At 67.3% G+C, this 15,275-nt stretch carries 17 protein-coding genes; 9 read left to right on the forward strand and 8 right to left on the reverse strand.

All coding sequences use genetic code 11. From position 1 onward, the window contains the following. Nucleotides 1-131: 131 nt before the first annotated feature. The 6 genes from N5C18_RS04010 (at nucleotide 132) to N5C18_RS04035 (ending at nucleotide 4,812) form a co-directional block, all read left to right on the forward strand. On the forward strand, nucleotides 132-2,021 hold the full coding sequence (locus tag N5C18_RS04010; RefSeq protein ID WP_053511604.1) for an MFS transporter: 1,890 nt from the start codon (nucleotides 132-134) through the stop codon (nucleotides 2,019-2,021). A gap of 181 nt (nucleotides 2,022-2,202) precedes the next feature. Then, complete coding sequence (locus N5C18_RS04015) at nucleotides 2,203-2,490, forward strand: CD225/dispanin family protein (protein ID WP_008265497.1); 288 nt, start codon at nucleotides 2,203-2,205, stop codon at nucleotides 2,488-2,490. Nucleotides 2,491-2,524: 34 nt separating this feature from the next. Next, nucleotides 2,525-2,803, forward strand: coding sequence for a CD225/dispanin family protein (locus N5C18_RS04020; protein ID WP_006473644.1), 279 nt, complete (start codon nucleotides 2,525-2,527; stop codon nucleotides 2,801-2,803). Nucleotides 2,804-2,846: 43 nt separating this feature from the next. Beyond that, nucleotides 2,847-3,272, forward strand: coding sequence for a DUF2752 domain-containing protein (locus N5C18_RS04025; protein ID WP_053450984.1), 426 nt, complete (start codon nucleotides 2,847-2,849; stop codon nucleotides 3,270-3,272). A gap of 389 nt (nucleotides 3,273-3,661) precedes the next feature. After that, complete coding sequence (locus tag N5C18_RS04030) at nucleotides 3,662-3,955, forward strand: transposase (RefSeq protein WP_087921478.1); 294 nt, start codon at nucleotides 3,662-3,664, stop codon at nucleotides 3,953-3,955. Continuing rightward, nucleotides 3,952-4,812 (forward strand): IS3 family transposase, encoded by an 861-nt coding sequence (locus N5C18_RS04035; protein ID WP_279943796.1) that lies wholly within the window; start codon nucleotides 3,952-3,954, stop codon nucleotides 4,810-4,812. Before N5C18_RS04030 ends, N5C18_RS04035 begins: the two co-directional genes overlap by 4 nt. Nucleotides 4,813-4,998: 186 nt before the next feature. On the opposite strand, the gene ampE is transcribed toward N5C18_RS04035, so the two are convergent. The 5 genes from ampE to N5C18_RS04060 form a co-directional block, all read right to left on the reverse strand. Next, nucleotides 4,999-5,886, reverse strand: a complete 888-nt coding sequence (gene ampE / locus N5C18_RS04040) for a regulatory signaling modulator protein AmpE (RefSeq protein ID WP_006473684.1) — start codon at nucleotides 5,884-5,886, stop codon at nucleotides 4,999-5,001. 133 nt (nucleotides 5,887-6,019) lie between these two features. Continuing rightward, a complete protein-coding gene (gene nudC / locus N5C18_RS04045) occupies nucleotides 6,020-6,925 on the reverse strand; it encodes an NAD(+) diphosphatase (protein ID WP_279943884.1) in 906 nt (301 codons plus the stop codon). Nucleotides 6,926-7,061: 136 nt separating this feature from the next. Next, on the reverse strand, nucleotides 7,062-7,454 hold the full coding sequence (erpA, locus tag N5C18_RS04050; protein WP_049456218.1) for an iron-sulfur cluster insertion protein ErpA: 393 nt from the start codon (nucleotides 7,452-7,454) through the stop codon (nucleotides 7,062-7,064). 31 nt (nucleotides 7,455-7,485) lie between these two features. Beyond that, entirely contained in the window at nucleotides 7,486-7,950 is a 465-nt protein-coding gene (locus N5C18_RS04055; protein WP_053450987.1) for a polymer-forming cytoskeletal protein, read from the reverse strand. 4 nt (nucleotides 7,951-7,954) lie between these two features. Further along, nucleotides 7,955-8,698 carry a DUF6776 family protein gene (locus N5C18_RS04060; protein ID WP_164088052.1) on the reverse strand — a complete coding sequence of 248 codons (744 nt, stop codon included), beginning with the start codon at nucleotides 8,696-8,698 and terminating at the stop codon, nucleotides 7,955-7,957. A 179-nt stretch (nucleotides 8,699-8,877) separates the two neighbouring features. Here N5C18_RS04060 and N5C18_RS04065 point away from each other — a divergent pair, with 179 nt between their 5' ends. Genes N5C18_RS04065 through N5C18_RS04075 form a run of 3 tightly spaced genes read left to right on the forward strand, consistent with a single transcriptional unit; the run spans nucleotide 8,878 to nucleotide 13,629 of the window. Then, on the forward strand, nucleotides 8,878-9,495 hold the full coding sequence (locus tag N5C18_RS04065) for a DUF4126 domain-containing protein (protein WP_008268141.1): 618 nt from the start codon (nucleotides 8,878-8,880) through the stop codon (nucleotides 9,493-9,495). A 44-nt stretch (nucleotides 9,496-9,539) separates the two neighbouring features. Beyond that, nucleotides 9,540-11,426: an EAL domain-containing protein gene (locus tag N5C18_RS04070; RefSeq protein WP_279943886.1), complete on the forward strand. Its 1,887-nt coding sequence runs from the start codon at nucleotides 9,540-9,542 to the stop codon at nucleotides 11,424-11,426. A gap of 1 nt (nucleotide 11,427) precedes the next feature. After that, on the forward strand, nucleotides 11,428-13,629 hold the full coding sequence (locus N5C18_RS04075; RefSeq protein ID WP_279943887.1) for an ATP-binding protein: 2,202 nt from the start codon (nucleotides 11,428-11,430) through the stop codon (nucleotides 13,627-13,629). Nucleotides 13,630-13,652: 23 nt separating this feature from the next. Here N5C18_RS04075 and bfr read toward each other — a convergent pair whose 3' ends face one another. The 3 genes from bfr to N5C18_RS04090 form a co-directional block, all read right to left on the reverse strand. Continuing rightward, the gene (bfr, locus tag N5C18_RS04080) at nucleotides 13,653-14,123 is read right to left on the reverse strand and encodes a bacterioferritin (RefSeq protein WP_005419804.1); all 471 of its coding nucleotides are present in this window, start codon (nucleotides 14,121-14,123) and stop codon (nucleotides 13,653-13,655) included. Nucleotides 14,124-14,266: 143 nt separating this feature from the next. After that, complete coding sequence (locus tag N5C18_RS04085; protein WP_006473776.1) at nucleotides 14,267-14,476, reverse strand: bacterioferritin-associated ferredoxin; 210 nt, start codon at nucleotides 14,474-14,476, stop codon at nucleotides 14,267-14,269. 108 nt (nucleotides 14,477-14,584) lie between these two features. Then, nucleotides 14,585-15,205 carry an RNA pyrophosphohydrolase gene (locus N5C18_RS04090; protein ID WP_008265361.1) on the reverse strand — a complete coding sequence of 207 codons (621 nt, stop codon included), beginning with the start codon at nucleotides 15,203-15,205 and terminating at the stop codon, nucleotides 14,585-14,587. Nucleotides 15,206-15,275 lie beyond the last annotated feature (70 nt).

The following is a 15,275-nucleotide window of genomic DNA, read 5'->3' on the forward strand; positions in this document are numbered from 1 at the left end:
AACGGTCCGCACCCACAGGTCCGCACCCACCGTCGTCGGGCTTCAGTAGATCCACGCCATGCGTGGATGCATCCGGCCATGGTCCCGGCGGATGGGCAGGAATGCTAGGCTGCGCCGGTCAAGGAGGCTCCATGTCCGGTCACAACCAGTTCGCCCTGCTGCGCCAGCGCCGTTTCCTGCCGTTCTTCGTGGTCCAGGCGCTCGGTGCGTTCAATGACAACGTCTACCGGCAGGCGATCATCAGCATGTTGCTGTTCATGGCCGTGCCGGAGGAAGAACTGGGGCTGTACGCCACGCTGGCGCCAGCCATCTTCATCCTGCCGTACTTCCTGTTCTCGGCACTGGCCGGGCAGATCGCCGACAAGCTGGAAAAATCGCGGCTGATCGTGATCACCACCACCATGGAGATCGTGATCATGTCGCTGGCCGCCACCGGCTTCCTGACCCAGAGCCTGCCGGTGCTGCTGATCGCGCTGTTCTGCACCGGCATGCAGTCGACCCTGTTCGGCCCGGTGAAGTACTCGGTACTGCCGTCGGTGCTCAAGCCCGAGGAATTGACCGGTGGCAACGGCCTGGTCGAGATGGGCACGTCGATGTCGATCCTGTCCGGCATGATCGTCGGCGGACTGGTATTCACCGTGGCCGGCAGCCACGGCACGGTGGTGGCGGCGTGCGCGATCATCGGCCTGGCCATCTGTGGCAACATCGCCGCGCGGCTGATTCCCAAGGTCGACGCCGGCGACCCGAACCTGAAGATCAACTGGAACCCGCTGCCGGAATCGCTGGCGGTGCTGCGCATGGCGCGCCAGCAGAAGGCGGTGCGCAACGCGATCCTGGGCGTGTCCTGGTTCTGGTTCGTCGGTACCGTGCTGACCTCGCAGCTGCCGGCCTACGCGGTGACCAATCTCGGCGGCGAGCCGACCCTGTACATCTTCGCCCTCGCCCTGTTCTCGGTCGGCACCGGCGTCGGCTCACTGCTGTGCGAAAAGCTGTCGGCACGCACGGTGGAAATCGGCCTGGTGCCGCTGGGTGCGTTCGGCATGACCGCGTTCCTGCTTGATCTGTACTTCGCCCGCAGCGGCGAGGCCGCCGTGCACGGGCTGACCGTCGGCACCTTCCTGCAGCAGCCCGGCAGCCTCCGCATCGTCATCGACCTGATCGGCATCGGCCTGTTCACCGGCATCTTCGTGGTGCCGCTGTTCGCGCTGATCCAGAGCCGCACGCCGAAGGCGCAGATGTCACGCGTGTTCGCGGCGCTGAACATCCAGAATTCCGGGTTCATCGTCGGCGCGGCCCTGCTGTCGCTGGCCGCGCACAAGCTGCTGCACTGGACCATTCCGCAGCAGTTCCTGGCACTGGCCATTGCCAACGCGCTGGTGGCGATCTACATCTTCACCATCGTCCCCGAATTCCTGATGCGCTTCCTCAGCTGGGTGATGGTGCGCACCCTGTACCGGTTGCGCCCGCACGGCATCGAGGCCAATGTGCCCGACGAAGGCGCCGCGCTGCTGGTCTGCAACCATGTCAGCTACATGGACGCGCTGATCCTGTCGGCGACGATCCCGCGCCCGGTGCGCTTCGTCATGTATTACAAGATCTTCAACATCCCGGTGATGCGCTGGATCTTCCGCACCGCCAAGGCGATCCCGATCGCCGGTGCGCGCGAAGACCCGGCATTGATGCAGCGCGCGTTCGACGAGATCGATGCCGCGCTGGCTGAGGGCGAGCTGGTCTGCATCTTCCCGGAAGGCGCACTGACCAGGGACGGCACGATGGCGCCGTTCAAGTCCGGCGTCGAGAAGATCCTCGAACGGCGGCCGGTGCCGGTGGTGCCGATGGCGCTGCGTGGCATGTGGTCGAGCATGTGGAGCCGCCGCGACAGCCGCCTCGGGCGCATGCGCGTGCCGCGCCGCTTCCGCGCCACCGTCGAGGTGGTGGCGGCTCCGGCCGTGGACGGCCACGGCACCGATGCCCCTGCGCTGGAAGCCCGGGTGCGCGCCCTGCGTGGGGATCACGCCTGACCGGAACGGCCCGCCAGGCGGGCCCGGCGACCTCCCCGCATACGCCACCGTCCAGTGGGGAGCACGTCATGCCGTGCATGTAAACGCATACATGCAACGCCGGTTGCGGTAGATTACGCACCCACAGGGGGGAGGTCCGGCCGATGCATCATGGCCGGCCACCAAGGAATGGAGTCTCGCTTTGAATCAACCACCACCGCTCAGCCGTCCGGTCTACATCCCCAACCATCTGGTCTGGGCGATCCTGACGACGCTGTTCTGCTGCCTGCCGTTGGGCGTGGTGTCGATCGTCTACGCTTCCCAGGTCGATGGCCGCCGCGCGGCCGGCGACCTGCCGGGGGCGTATAGCGCGTCGCGCAAGGCGGGCTGGTGGGCGGTGGCTTCGGCCGTGACCCTGCCGGTCCTGTTGCTGTTGTGGTTCGGGCTGTTCGGCGGCTTGGCCGTACTGGGCGCTCTTTCCGACCAATGATTCACAACCACCACCCATCAAGGAGCTTGAACCCATGAACACCGCTACTCCGCAGGTCCCGAACAACCTGGTCTGGGCCATCCTGACCACCCTGTTCTGCTGCCTGCCGGCCGGCATCGTCTCGATCGTCTACGCCGCACAGGTCAACGGCAAGCTGGCTGCGGGCGACATCGCCGGCGCCCAGGATTCGGCCGCCAAGGCCAAGAAGTGGGCCATCTGGTCGGCCATTGCCTGGGTCGTGGTGGTCGTGCTGTACGTGCTGTTCTTCGTTGTGCTCGGCGGCATGGGCGCGATGAGCAACAGCGGCTACTGATACGCCTGGACGGATCCGGCGCCTGCGCCGGATCCGTTGTTGCATGTCCGCGCTACCCGCCCGTTCCCGACTCGCCCGCTGGGCGCCGCTGCTGGTCTCCGCCGGCCTGGCCGTGGGTGCCACGGTGGTGCTGCGCAACGTCAATCCGTATGTCGCCGGCAATCCCTTGCCGAGCTGCCCGCTGTACGCGCTGACCGGCCTGTACTGCCCGGGCTGTGGCAGCACGCGCTGCCTGTATTCGCTGGTCCATTTCGACCTTCCGGGCGCGATGGCGATGAACCCGCTGCTGGTCATCAGCCTGCCGTTCCTGCTGCTGATGCTGCTGAACATCGCCGGCATCCGCCCGCGCGTGCTCGACCCGCTGATGCGGGTGCTGGCCAATCCCGTGTTCTGGCTCTGGGTGCTGCCCGGGTATGCGCTGCTGCGCAACCTGCCGTGGCCGCCGTTCACCGCGCTGGCACCGATCTAGGTTTCCAGCCAACGGCGCAGCCCCTCGTGGTGGGCGGCGTTTGTCGATCATGGGGTTGGCCGGATGGGTGGGCTGCGCAGGGGTCGCTGCAAGTACGTCCATGTAAGCTCGGTCGCCGCATCCATGCGGCTCACGCCCCTGCGCAGCCCACCCACCCGGCCGCGGACAGTTTCCGTGTGCGTCCACCACGGAAAAGAAAGAGAAGATCAAAAGCGGAAGCGGATCGCTTCGCTGCGCTCGCTCGGAGCCGAGCATGGCTCGGCTCTACAGAACGTCAGTGCGCGGAAAACTGTCGAAGGCGGGGTGGGTCGGATGGCGGGGGTGTGTGATCTGGCTCCCCGTGGGCGGACGCCAAGAAGCGATACTTTGATCGCACTGGGAGGTCCCTTATGTCCCGTATCACCCGTCGTAGCTACACCGATGAGTTCAAGCACCAAGCCGTGGAGCTGGCCGAGTCGCTCGGCCCAGCCGCAGCGGCCCGCCAATTGGAAATGTCCGTCAAAACGCTGGCAAATTGGATTGACGCGGTCCGTGCTGGCCGGTCGTTGACCTCTGAGGCCCGCAGGCCGGCCACTGATCTGGAAAGCGAGATCAGCCGCCTTCGGGCCGAGAACGCCAATCTGAAGATGGAGCGGGAAATCCTAAAAAAAGCGGCGGCGTTCTTTGCCAGAGAGTCCAAGTGAGGTACGCCTTCGTCGCCAGTCAAAGGACTCGCTACCCGACCAGGTTGCTGTGTCGGCTTCTCGGGGTTTCTGTCTCTGGATTCCATGACTACCTGCGCCGCCAGTGTGCCCAAACGTGCGATGTCGATTCGGCCCTTCGTACCGAGCTTCGGGCCATCCATGTGGCCAGCAAACGCAGTTATGGGCGGCGTCGGCTGGTCAGGGCCTTACGAGCCAGGAATCATCTAGTCGGCCACAAGCGCGTGGCACGGTTAATGGCCGAGGAGCGAATCCAGGGCAAGACCAAAGGCCGATTCCGGCCCAAATCCTCCGGCGGCTCATCTCAGCTCGCCCCCAACCTGCTGGATCGGCAATTTGCCCCCGGAACCGGACCGACGGCGTGGGTCGGGGATATCACGTATGTCCCCACCCGCCAGGGATGGCTGCATCTGGCCGTGGTCATCAGCGTCCAGACCCGGCAGGTGCTGGGCTACAGCGTTTCCAAGCGCTTGACTGAAGAACTGGTAGTGAAAGCATTTGCCAATGCCTGGGCTCTGCATCCACAACGACCTGGCCTGATCTTCCATTCCGATCGTGGCGGGCAGTACTGGGGGAACGAGTTTCGCCAGCTGCTGCAGTCCCATGACGTGGTCCAAAGCATGAGCCGGCCTGGCAATTGCTGGGACAACGCCTTGGCCGAGAGCTTCTTTGCGACGCTCAAGACAGAAGAGGCTGCCGAGCCTTACGCCAGTAAGGAACAAGCCAGCCAGTCCATCGCTGCTTACATCCACGGCTTCTACAATCCAGCCCGGCTACACTCGGCGCTGGGCTACCACTCTCCTAACAACTACGCCCGGCAGCTCCGGGCTGCCGCCTGACACGGCTTCATGGCGTCCGTTTTCAGGGAGCCAGATCAGTGAGCCGCATGGATGCGGCGACCAAGCCTCCATGGATGGATTCACGGCGTCCCCCGCCATCCGACCCACCCCGCCAACCCGCAGCAATCCTGCTGTTGCCGTTGCTGTTGCCTCTGCAGGTGCAGGGCTGCAAGCCCTGCAATACAACTACGTCACCCAGCCTGCAATCACCAGCAGGGCCAGGATCGCCAGCCACAGCAGCAGCATCCGCCACACCAGGCTCATCGCATCACGCAGGTCCGGCAGCCGTTGCCACACCGGCAGCAGCCCCGCCTCGGTGTAGTCGTGCGCATCCTCGCGCAGCTCGGCATTGACGCTGGCACGCGCCACCGCTCCGAGGAAACCGATGTTCCCGGCCAGGCGCTCGCCATGGGCCTGGCGCCAGGCCTTCCACGCCGTATCGAAGTTGCCCACCAGCGCCATCGAGAACGCCATCAGCTGCGCCACCGGCCATTCGATCCAACCCAGCAGGCGCTGCGCCAGCGCCAGCGGTTCCACCGGCACGCGGGCGCGCATCGGGCTTTCGGCCATCAGCGCCAGCAGCCTGTAACCCAGCGCACCGGCCGGGCCCAGCAGCAGGAACCAGAACAGCACCGCGAACCAGCGCCGCAGCGCATTGAGCACCGTTGCTTCGACCAGTGACGGCACGTCCTCGCGCAGGCTGCCACCGGCCGCCTGCAGATTGCGCACCGCCGCCTGCCGCGTCGCGGCATCGTCGGCGTCGATGATCGCTTCGATATCGCGGTCCAGGTCGCGCGGCCCCCAGCACCATGCCAGCACCACCACGCCCAGCAGCAGCGACGGCAGGCCGAACAGCACCCCGCGCAGCAGCCAGGCCAGCAGGGCCATCAGCAGCAGCGGCGGCAGCAGGGCCAGGGCCACGCCTGCGGGGCTCTGCCAGGCCTTGCCACCCCTGGCATCCAGCCAACCCAGCCAGCGCCGGAAGCCGTCGAAACGGCGCAGCGAGGCAGCAGCGGCCGGGGCGACATGGCCCAGGGCCAGCGCCACCAGCACGGCAGCCAGAGTGGTGAACATGGCGGGTCTCCCTACGAAACAGAACGCTCGCGCCGCTACCTTACCTGTCGCAGCGGCGCCCTCAGCGGTGAACCGGACTCTAACCCGGGCCGTGTTCAGGTGGCGGCAATACAGCCGCCGCGCCTGGCCCGCTTCAACCCTTCTGCTGGCGGTACCAGTGCTCGATCAGGCCACGCGAAATCGAGATCGGCGGCGACACGCGGATGCCCTGGCCATCGTCCTCGACATCGCGTGCCAGCGCCGCGCCCACCTCGTCGGCACTGAACCAGCGCGCATCTTCCAGCTCACCGTCCACGCTCGGCAGATCATCCTGCGCCTGCGCACGGAAACCGATCATCAGCGCCCCCGGGAACGGCCAGGGCTGCGAGCCGAGGTACTGGCAGGCGGTCACCCGCACCTTGCTCTCCTCGTGCACCTCGCGCACCACGGTCTGCTCGAAGGTCTCGCCGGGCTCGACGAAGCCGGCCAGCACCGAGTAGCGGCGCGGCGCCCAGTTCGACTGCCGGCCCAGCAGCAGCCGGCCCTGGTTCTCCACCGCCACGATCACCGCCGGATCCACCCGCGGGTAATGCTCGGTGGAGCACTGCGCGCAGCGACCGACGAAGCCGCCACGGGCGAACGCCACGGCACCGCCGCACACGCCACAGAAGCGGGTACGCGAGTGCCAGTAGGACATGCTGCGGGCATAGCTGAAGGCGGTCGCATCGGCCATCGACCATAGCAGCGCGGCCTGGCGCAGGTCGAGGCGGCGTGGTGCGGTAATGGTCACGCTGCCGGCTTCAACTGAAAACCACGCCTGGTCGCCACGCAGGCCGAGGAAGATCGCGGCACCGGGGCCCCCGCCGATGTCGGCGCCGGTCAGCGCCAGTGGCTGATCGTCATCGCCGGTAAAGGCGCTGCCGTCCTGATCAAGCACGAGGATGCGCGCGCCCGGCCACAGGCGCGCCAGTGCATCGGCATCGTCGCGCAGGGCATCGGCGCGCTCCAGCGGTTCGCCCACGAAGGCGAAACCGGAAAGCGGCGAAGAAGTATTGGGCATCCGGCAAGCGTGCCGCCAATCGATGCAGGTGGCAAGCCGCAGGCTTTGCGGAAACCAGCGGTGGGTGTGGAGCCTGCTCCACACACCTTGTCGCGCACGGGACGGGCCCCGCGCATCCACGCATGGCGCGGATCTACTACATGCTGAAACTGCTGCCGCAGCCGCAGGTGGTCTTCGCGTTCGGATTGCGGATCACGAACTGGGCACCGGTCAGGCTTTCGGTGTAGTCCACCTCGGCACCCATCAGGTACTGCAGGCTCAGCGGGTCGACCAGCAGGGTCACCCCGCTGGTCTGTACCGCCAGATCGTCCTCGGCACGGTTCTCGTCGAACTCGAAGCCATACTGGAAGCCCGAACAGCCGCCACCTTCGATGTACACGCGCAGGGCCAGGTCGGGGTTGCCCTCTTCCTGGATCAGGGATCTGACCTTGGCGGCCGCCGACTCGGTGAAGTTCAGCGGTCGCTCCAGCGACTGGTAATCGGGCGCGGCGGCCGGGGTGGCGCCGGGCAGGGAGACTAGCGTGCTCATGCCGTCAGCATGGGGGTGCCGAGGAGGGCTTTCAAGCCATCGCCTCGGCCAGCTTGCGGCGTGCGGCGGTGTCGCCCTTGCCGGCATCGGCGTCGTCGACCTCCGGGGCCGGCAGGGCCGCCATCGGGGCGCTGGCATGGATCAGGCGGCCGTTCAGCTGGGCGCCCGCATTCATCTCCACCACCTGGTAATGGACATTGCCGTTGACCCGCGCGCTCGGGGTCAGTTCGACCTTCTCGGTGGCGTGCACGTCGCCGTCCAGGCGGCCGCTGATGACCACCACCTGGGCACGGATCTCACCCTCGATCACGCCATGCTCGGCGACCGTCAAGGTGGCACCACTGGCGCCTTCGGCGGCAATCACCTTGCCGTGGATGCGGCCTTCCACGTACAGGCCACCACTGAATTCCACATCACCGCGGATCACCACCTGGTTGCCGATCAGGGCATCCACCACCAGCTGGCCATCACGGTTGGATTTGCTGTTTCCGAACATCTGCCTACTCCCCTTTGCTGGCCGGCGCGCCGGCCTGTTTCCAGTCGAATACCTGGGTGGTACCCCCCGTACCACTCCCCAATGTCACCCGTACGCGTTGCGGGGTGAAGTCAGCCGGCAGCATCACGCTGCCGGTGATCTGCTGGAAGTACCGGAACGAGTAATCCTGTCCCGGCACCTTGCTGCGCTGGTGCAGATCATCCCAGCTGATCGTGGCCAGCTTGCCGTTCTTCACGCCTTCCACGGTGAAACGCATCTGCCCCTGGCTGATGGCACCGCGGTTGAGGTTCTGGGTCAGCACGGCGGTGTACTGCCAGGTGCCGGCCGCTTCCGGGCTGAACTCGATCGAATGGGTGTTCAGGCCCTTGCGCTGGCTGGTTGAACCGACCAGGCGCTCATAGAAGGCGACGTCGGCGCGCAGGCCGGCGATCTCCTCATCGCGCTCGGCTAGCGAGGACTGTACCTCGGTGTTGGCGGCGCGGCTGATGCGGTCGGAGGCTTCCAGCGTGGCCTGCTTCTGGCGCAGCTCGGTCAGCTGCGCCTGCAGCGTCTCGGCGTGCTTCTCGGCGGCCTGCAGGCGTTGGCCCTGCGCATCGCGCGGGGTCGCCATCCAGCAGCCGCCAAGCACCGCCAGCACCAGGCTGAGCAGCCAGATACCGCCGATCACCAGAAGGCGGCGACGATCGACCGGCGATTGCGGCGCGCCGGGCAGGCGCACCTGCACGCGCATGGGAGGGCGGTTGTTCATGGGTGGTTTCCGGGGCATCGCAAGAGCGACACCGGTACGGCCCCTGTGGCAAACGACGGGCTAGTGTATGACAGGACGGGTGGGTTTCCTGCGCAGTGGCCGGCCACGGTCTGTGGCGTTCAGGCACGCCATCGCCGATAGTGAGGCCCCCCGCACAGTTCCGTCGCCGGAGCATCGCCATGACCGAAGCCCACCTGTTCGTGATCGGCATCCTGCTGGCCTGGCTGGCCGGCATCCGCGTCTACCTCACCGTGTTCGGCGTCGGCCTGGCCGGCCTGCTCGGCTGGGTCGACCTGCCACCGGCCCTGCAGGCCACCGAATCGTGGTGGGTGCTGGGTACCTCGGCGGCGCTGGCAGTGACCGAATTCTTCGCCGACAAGATCCCCGGCGTGGACTCGGTGTGGGATCTGGTGCAGACCCTGGCACGCGTGCCCGCCGGTGCCTTCCTTGCCGCCGCCACGTTGTCGCCGGACGGCCAGCTGGGGACCGGCGCACTCGCCGCCGGTGCCGGTGTCGCGCTGGCCAGCCATGGCCTGAAGGCCGGCACCCGCGCCCTGCTCAATACCTCACCGGAACCGGCCAGCAACTGGGTGGCGTCGGCCGCCGAAGACACCGTGGTGATCGGCGGTCTGGCGCTGGCCCTGGCCCATCCCTGGATCGCGCTGGTGGTGGTGCTGGCCTGCAGCCTCGCTGGCGCGCTGCTGGTCTGGCTGGTCTGGCGCACCTTGTGGAAAGGCGTGCGTTGGCTGGCGCGCGGCGCAGCGACGGACAGCCCGCGGCAACCCGGCACCGGTTGATCGCCGGGCTTGCCGCATAATGAAGGCGAACACCAGGAGCACCGATGGCCGCAATCGAATCCCCCGCGGGCGCCCGCCCGGGACGCGCTGAAACCCCTCCGGCCGATCATTGGCAACGCTGGGCCGTCGAGGCGGTCACCCACGCTCCCGCCGCACCGGCAGCGGTCACGGCACAGGGCGGCACGGCCGATGCACCGTCGATCAACAGCGCGCCGCCACCGCTTCCCGGCCCTTCAGCGCTGGCAGAAGCCGGCAACAACGACCAGGCGCCGCCCGCATCCGATTCGCCCTATCGCGTGCTGATCGTCGAGGACGATCGCGCCCAGGCACTGTTCGCGCAGAGCGTGCTGCACGGTGCCGGCATGCAGGCGATCGTGCACAGCGATGCCGACGGTGCGCTGCAGGCGATCAAGGACCACCGCCCGGACCTGATCCTGATGGACCTGCACCTGCCCGGGCTGGACGGCATGCGCCTGACCGCGCTGATCCGCCAGCAACCCGGCCTGCAGCTGCTGCCGATCGTATTCCTCAGCGGTGACCCGGACCCGGAGCGCCAGTTCGAGGTGCTCGACAGTGGCGCCGATGACTACCTGAGCAAGCCGATCCGCCCGCGCCACCTGATCGCCGCCGTGGCCAACCGCATCCGGCGTGCGCGTGCGCAGGCCGCGACCCTGCCAGGAGCCTCCGGTGCGCCGGCCACCAGCAATCCGGAAACCGGCCTGCCGACACGCCACCACGTATTGCAGCAGCTCAACGCCGCGCTTGCCCACCGCGACCCGGGTGGCGTGTTGTTCGTCGAAGTCTCCAGCGCGCTGGGCCTGCGCGAGCGCTATGGGTATGCCGCCTTCGAACGCCTGATGGTGCAGGCCGGCCAGCGCCTGGCCGAGGCGGGCCACCCGCACCTGCTGGCACGCCTGAACGACAACAGCTTCCTGCTGCTGGCGCGCACCGCCGATGAGGACAGCCTGGAAGGCATCGCCGCGGCCCTGCGTGAACAGCTGTCGGCGCGCGCGTTCGTGATCCGCGACGACGAATCCGTGCATCTGCGCGGCGTGGTCGGCTATGCCCCGCTGTCTTCCGGATTCGACGATGCCAACAGTGCCCTGGAAGCCGTCGAACGCACCACCCTGCAGGCGCGCCTGCTGAGCGCCGGCGTGGCCGGCCACGTGTACCGCGAGGCGACCAGCGAACAGGAGCATCTGGCGTTGCTGGAAGGCCAGCTGGAGCTGGCCTATCAGCCGATCGTCGCCGTCGCCGGCGGCAACACCGCGCAGTACCAGCTGCTGCTGCGACTGCGCCAGGCCGATGGCACGGTGCTGGCGGCCGGCCAGGTGATTCCTGCCGCGGAAGCCGCCGGGCGCATCGCCGACCTCGACCAGCAGGTGATGGACCATGCGCTGGGCCTGCTGGACCTGTACCGGCACGCGACCCAGCCGCTGAACCTGTTCGTCTCGCAGTCGCTGCGTACCCTGCAGCGCGATGCCTTCGCCGACTGGCTGCTGGAGTCGCTGCACCAGCGCGACCTGCCCGGCAGCGCGCTGGTCATCGATGTGCGCCTGCCCGACGCACTGATCCACACCGTGCCGCTGCTGCAGTTCTGCCAGCGCATGGCCGGTGCCGGCGTGCGCTTCTGCCTCAGCCAGTTCGAACCGGGTGGAGAAGCCGATGCGTTGCTGACCCACCTCCCGCTGTCGTTCGTGCGCATGGCAGCGCGCTTCTCCAGCAGCCACGCCAACCCTGCCACCCGCGAGGAACTGCGCAGGGCGATCGAGCAGGCCCATGCAGCCGGGCTGCAGATCATCGGCCAGCAGATCGAAGATCCGCAGGCGGCGGCCGCGATGTGGGTGGGCGGCGTCGACTACATCCAGGGCAACATGGTGCAGTCGGCCGGCAGCGACCTGAACTTCGACTTCCACAACGCGGTGCTCTGACGTGCCGCTGTGGGGCGTGCTGCTGGTTGCCCTCGCCGTGGCCGCCATCGCGCTGCTGCTGTTTGGCCTGCGGCTGCGCGCGCGCAACCTTGCGTTGGCCCAGCTGCAGCGCGAACGCAGCGTACTGGCCGCCGAACGCGACCAGCTGCGCCGTACCACCGAACGCCAGGGCCAACTGGAGCAGCAGCTGCTGCAGGCCAAGCAGGCCGCCGAGGCCGCGGTGCTGGCCAAGGGCGAGTTCCTGGCCACGATGAGCCATGAGATCCGCACCCCGCTCAACGGCATCCTGCCGATGCTGGAGCTGATCGCGCGCGGCCCCCTGGGCGAGGACCAGCGACAGATGCTGGCCACCGCCTCGGCCAGTTCGCAGCAGCTGCTGCGCATCGTCGACGACATCCTCGACTATTCACGGCTGGAAGCACAGGCGCTGGAACTGGAGATCACCAGCTTCAACCTGCGTGACCTGCTCGATGGCGTGGTGCAGCTGATGCAGCGCGCCGCCGACGCCAAGGGCCTGTCGCTGGCGTTGCAGCTGGACCCAGCGGTGCGCCTGCCGGTACGCGGCGACCCGGTACGCCTGCGCCAGGTGTTGAGCAACCTGCTGGCCAACGCGATCAAGTTCACGGCACGCGGCCAGGTGCTGCTGCGGGTACAGCGGTTGGGCGAAGGCGCAGCGCAGCACCAGCTGCGCTTCGAGATCATCGACACCGGCATCGGCATCGACGAGGTGCTGCAGGCGCGGTTGTTCCAGTCCTTCAGCCAGGCCGACGCCTCCACCACCCGCATCTACGGGGGTACCGGCCTGGGCCTGGCCATCTGCAAGCGCATCATCGACCTGATGCAGGGCCGCATCGGCGTGCAGTCCACGCCCGGCCAGGGCGCCACGTTCTGGTTCGAGATTCCGCTGCTGAGAGTGCCCGGCGACCTGCCGGCCATGGCACGTCCGCCCGCTGCACTGCTGCTGTGCAGCGCCGATGCGATCCTGCAGGCGCGCGTCGAACGCATCGCTGCCCACCATGGGCTGCAGGTGCAGGTGCTGGCACAGCCTGGCGCGGTGGTCGAGCGCCTGCGCGCGCCGCCACGCCCCGGGCAGCCGGCGCCGGCCTGGCTGCTGGTCGACGCGCATGCACGCCGCGCAGGTGAAGCCACGCTGCAGCAGGCCCTGGCCGAACGGGGCGAGGAAGACATGCTGCAGGTGCTATGGCTGCAGGACGACGCCGTTGCGGCGCGCCCGCGGCAGCAGCGGCTGCCCGCACGTTTCGATGATGCCGCCCTGCATGCGCTGCTGGCGGTGCCGGTCGCGCACGCGCGGCCCGCCGCATTGCTGGCCAATGCTGAAGACGGACTGCCCGCGCCGACGTTGCCGCCGTTGCACCTGCGCGTGCTGCTGGTGGAAGACAACACGGTCAACCGGATGGTGGCCGAGCAGCTGCTGCGCGTATTCCAGTGCGAGGTGCGCAATGCCGCCGATGGCGAGCAGGCATTGCTCGCCCTGCGCGAAGGCGGCGTGGACGTGGTGTTGATGGACTGCCAGATGCCGGTGCTGGATGGCTACGCCGCCACCCGTCATTGGCGCGCCGAGGAAACGGCATCCGGGCGGCAGCGACTGCCAATCATCGCGATGACCGCCAATGCGATGGCCGGTGACCGCGAACGCTGCCTGCAGGCCGGCATGGACGACTACCTGTCCAAACCGATCGCACGCGCCACGCTGCATGCGCTGCTGAAGCGCTGGGGACAGCGATCGGGCAATGCGGCAGCGTCGAACCCGCTCGGCGGCGATGCGCCCGCCACCGGCCCGGTCCTGACTGCCGAGCATGGCGCGGCCCTGCCGGGTACGAAGAGCCAGGCGGCGCCGCAACCGGTGCTGGATCGCGATGTACTGGACGAACTGCAGGCGGTGATCGGCGAGAGCGCCATCCAGATCGTCTCGGTGTTCCTGGACGATGCTCCGGCAATGGTGCAGCAACTGCAGCAGGCCGCGCAGAATGGCGACGCGCCGCGCATGCAGGCAATCGCACACAGCCTCAAGTCATCGAGTGCGAACGTCGGCGCGTTGTCGCTGTCTGCGGTGGCGCAGCGCATCGAGCATGAAGCCCGCAGTGACAGCCTGCAGCGCCCTGCCGTGGCAGTGGCGCTGCTGGTGGCCGAATTCGCCCGCGCGCGCGTCGCGCTGACGGGTTACCTGGCACAGCATCGCTAGCGTCGAGCAAGCTCGACGCTACGTCACTCTTCCAGCTTGCTCAGCAGGTACTTCGGCTCGCCGATGCGCTCGATCAGGTCCAGCTGGGTTTCCAGCCAGTCGATGTGCTCTTCTTCCGAGTCGAGGATCTTCACGAACAGCTGGCGGCTGACGTAGTCGCCAACCGAATCGGAATAGGCCACGGCCTCGCGCAGGGTGACCACGCCGTCGCGTTCCAGCGACAGATCGCACTGCAGGATCTCGGTCGGGTTCTCGCCGATGCGCAGCTTGCCCAGCGCCTGGAAATTCGGCAGGCCTTCGAGGAACAGGATGCGGTCGGCGAGCATGTCGGCATGCTTCATCTCGTCGATCGATTCCTTGTACTCGTGTTCGGCCAGTTCCTTGATGCCCCAGTTCTTCAGCATCTTGGCGTGCAGGAAGTACTGGTTGATCGCGGTCAGCTCGTTGTAGAGGACCTTGTTGAGGAATTCGATGACCTTGGTGTCGCCCTTCATGGGGATGCTCCTGCACGCTGAAAACGCAGGCACTTTAGCGCCTTGCGCAGCCTCGTGAAGGAACGCGAATCGTGCGCATTGGCCTGTGCGGCCAGCAGTGAAGGATGCGAAAGCGCGGCGTCAACGCGCCGCGAAAGAAACGGTCAGGCGACCTGGGCCAGGCCCAACACCGGCAGCGGCAGATCGTGGGTGGCGCGTGCCTTGGCCAGCAGCTCGCCGGCCATGTCCAGGCAGGAACCGCAGGTGGCACCACAGCCGGTACGCATGGTCAGTTCGGCCACCGTGCTGACGCCATTGCCGGCGGCTTCGCGGATCTGGTGGTCGGTGACTCCGTTGCAGATGCAGACGTACACAGGCGGGAACCGGGCTGACAGGCCAGAAGCGGCCTGTTGGCTATTCCAATGGAAACGAGAATGGTTGTCAATCAGAGACCTGAACCATTCTCGATACCGTTCAGCCCGTCAGCTGGCCGGGCCGTCGCCCTGTGCCTTCTTGGGCCAATAGCCCCGGGTCCGCGGGCGCTTGCGGGGTCGCTCGTGCCCGGCCGTATGGCCTGGCATCCAGGCCTCGGCGGCGCTCTTGGGCATGGCGGTGACGCCCTGCCCGGCCACGCCACGCGCCAGTGGCGCCAGGTGTCGCAGGGCACGCGCATAGACGCCGCGCTTGAACATCACCACATGCTCCACCGGGTACCAGAAGTCCACCCAGCGCCAATGGTCGAACTCGGGCGAGTCGGTGTGGTCCAGCTTCACATGGGATTCGTCGCCGGTCAGGCGCAGCAGGAACCAGACCTGCTTCTGGCCGATGCAGACCTGCCGCTCGTTGCGGCGGATGGCCCGCGCCGGCAGCTTGTAGCGCAGCCAGCCGGGTGTCGCGCCGAGCACTTCCACATGCTCAGGCAGCAGGCCGGTCTCTTCCTGCAGTTCACGATACATGGCCTCGACAGGCGTCTCGTCGGTATTCATGCCACCCTGCGGGAACTGCCAGCCGTCCCGGCGCACACGTCGTGCCCAGAACACCTGACCATCCTGCCGCATCAGCACGATGCCGACGTTCGGTCGATAGCCGTCCGGATCGATCACGATGCGGACTCCTAAAAAATCTACTGGTCGGGACTATCCCATGCCCTCTGCCGCCCCACAAGCACGATAC

This window comes from Stenotrophomonas sp. GD03930 (assembly GCF_029839665.1).
Taxonomy (GTDB): domain Bacteria; phylum Pseudomonadota; class Gammaproteobacteria; order Xanthomonadales; family Xanthomonadaceae; genus Stenotrophomonas; species Stenotrophomonas forensis.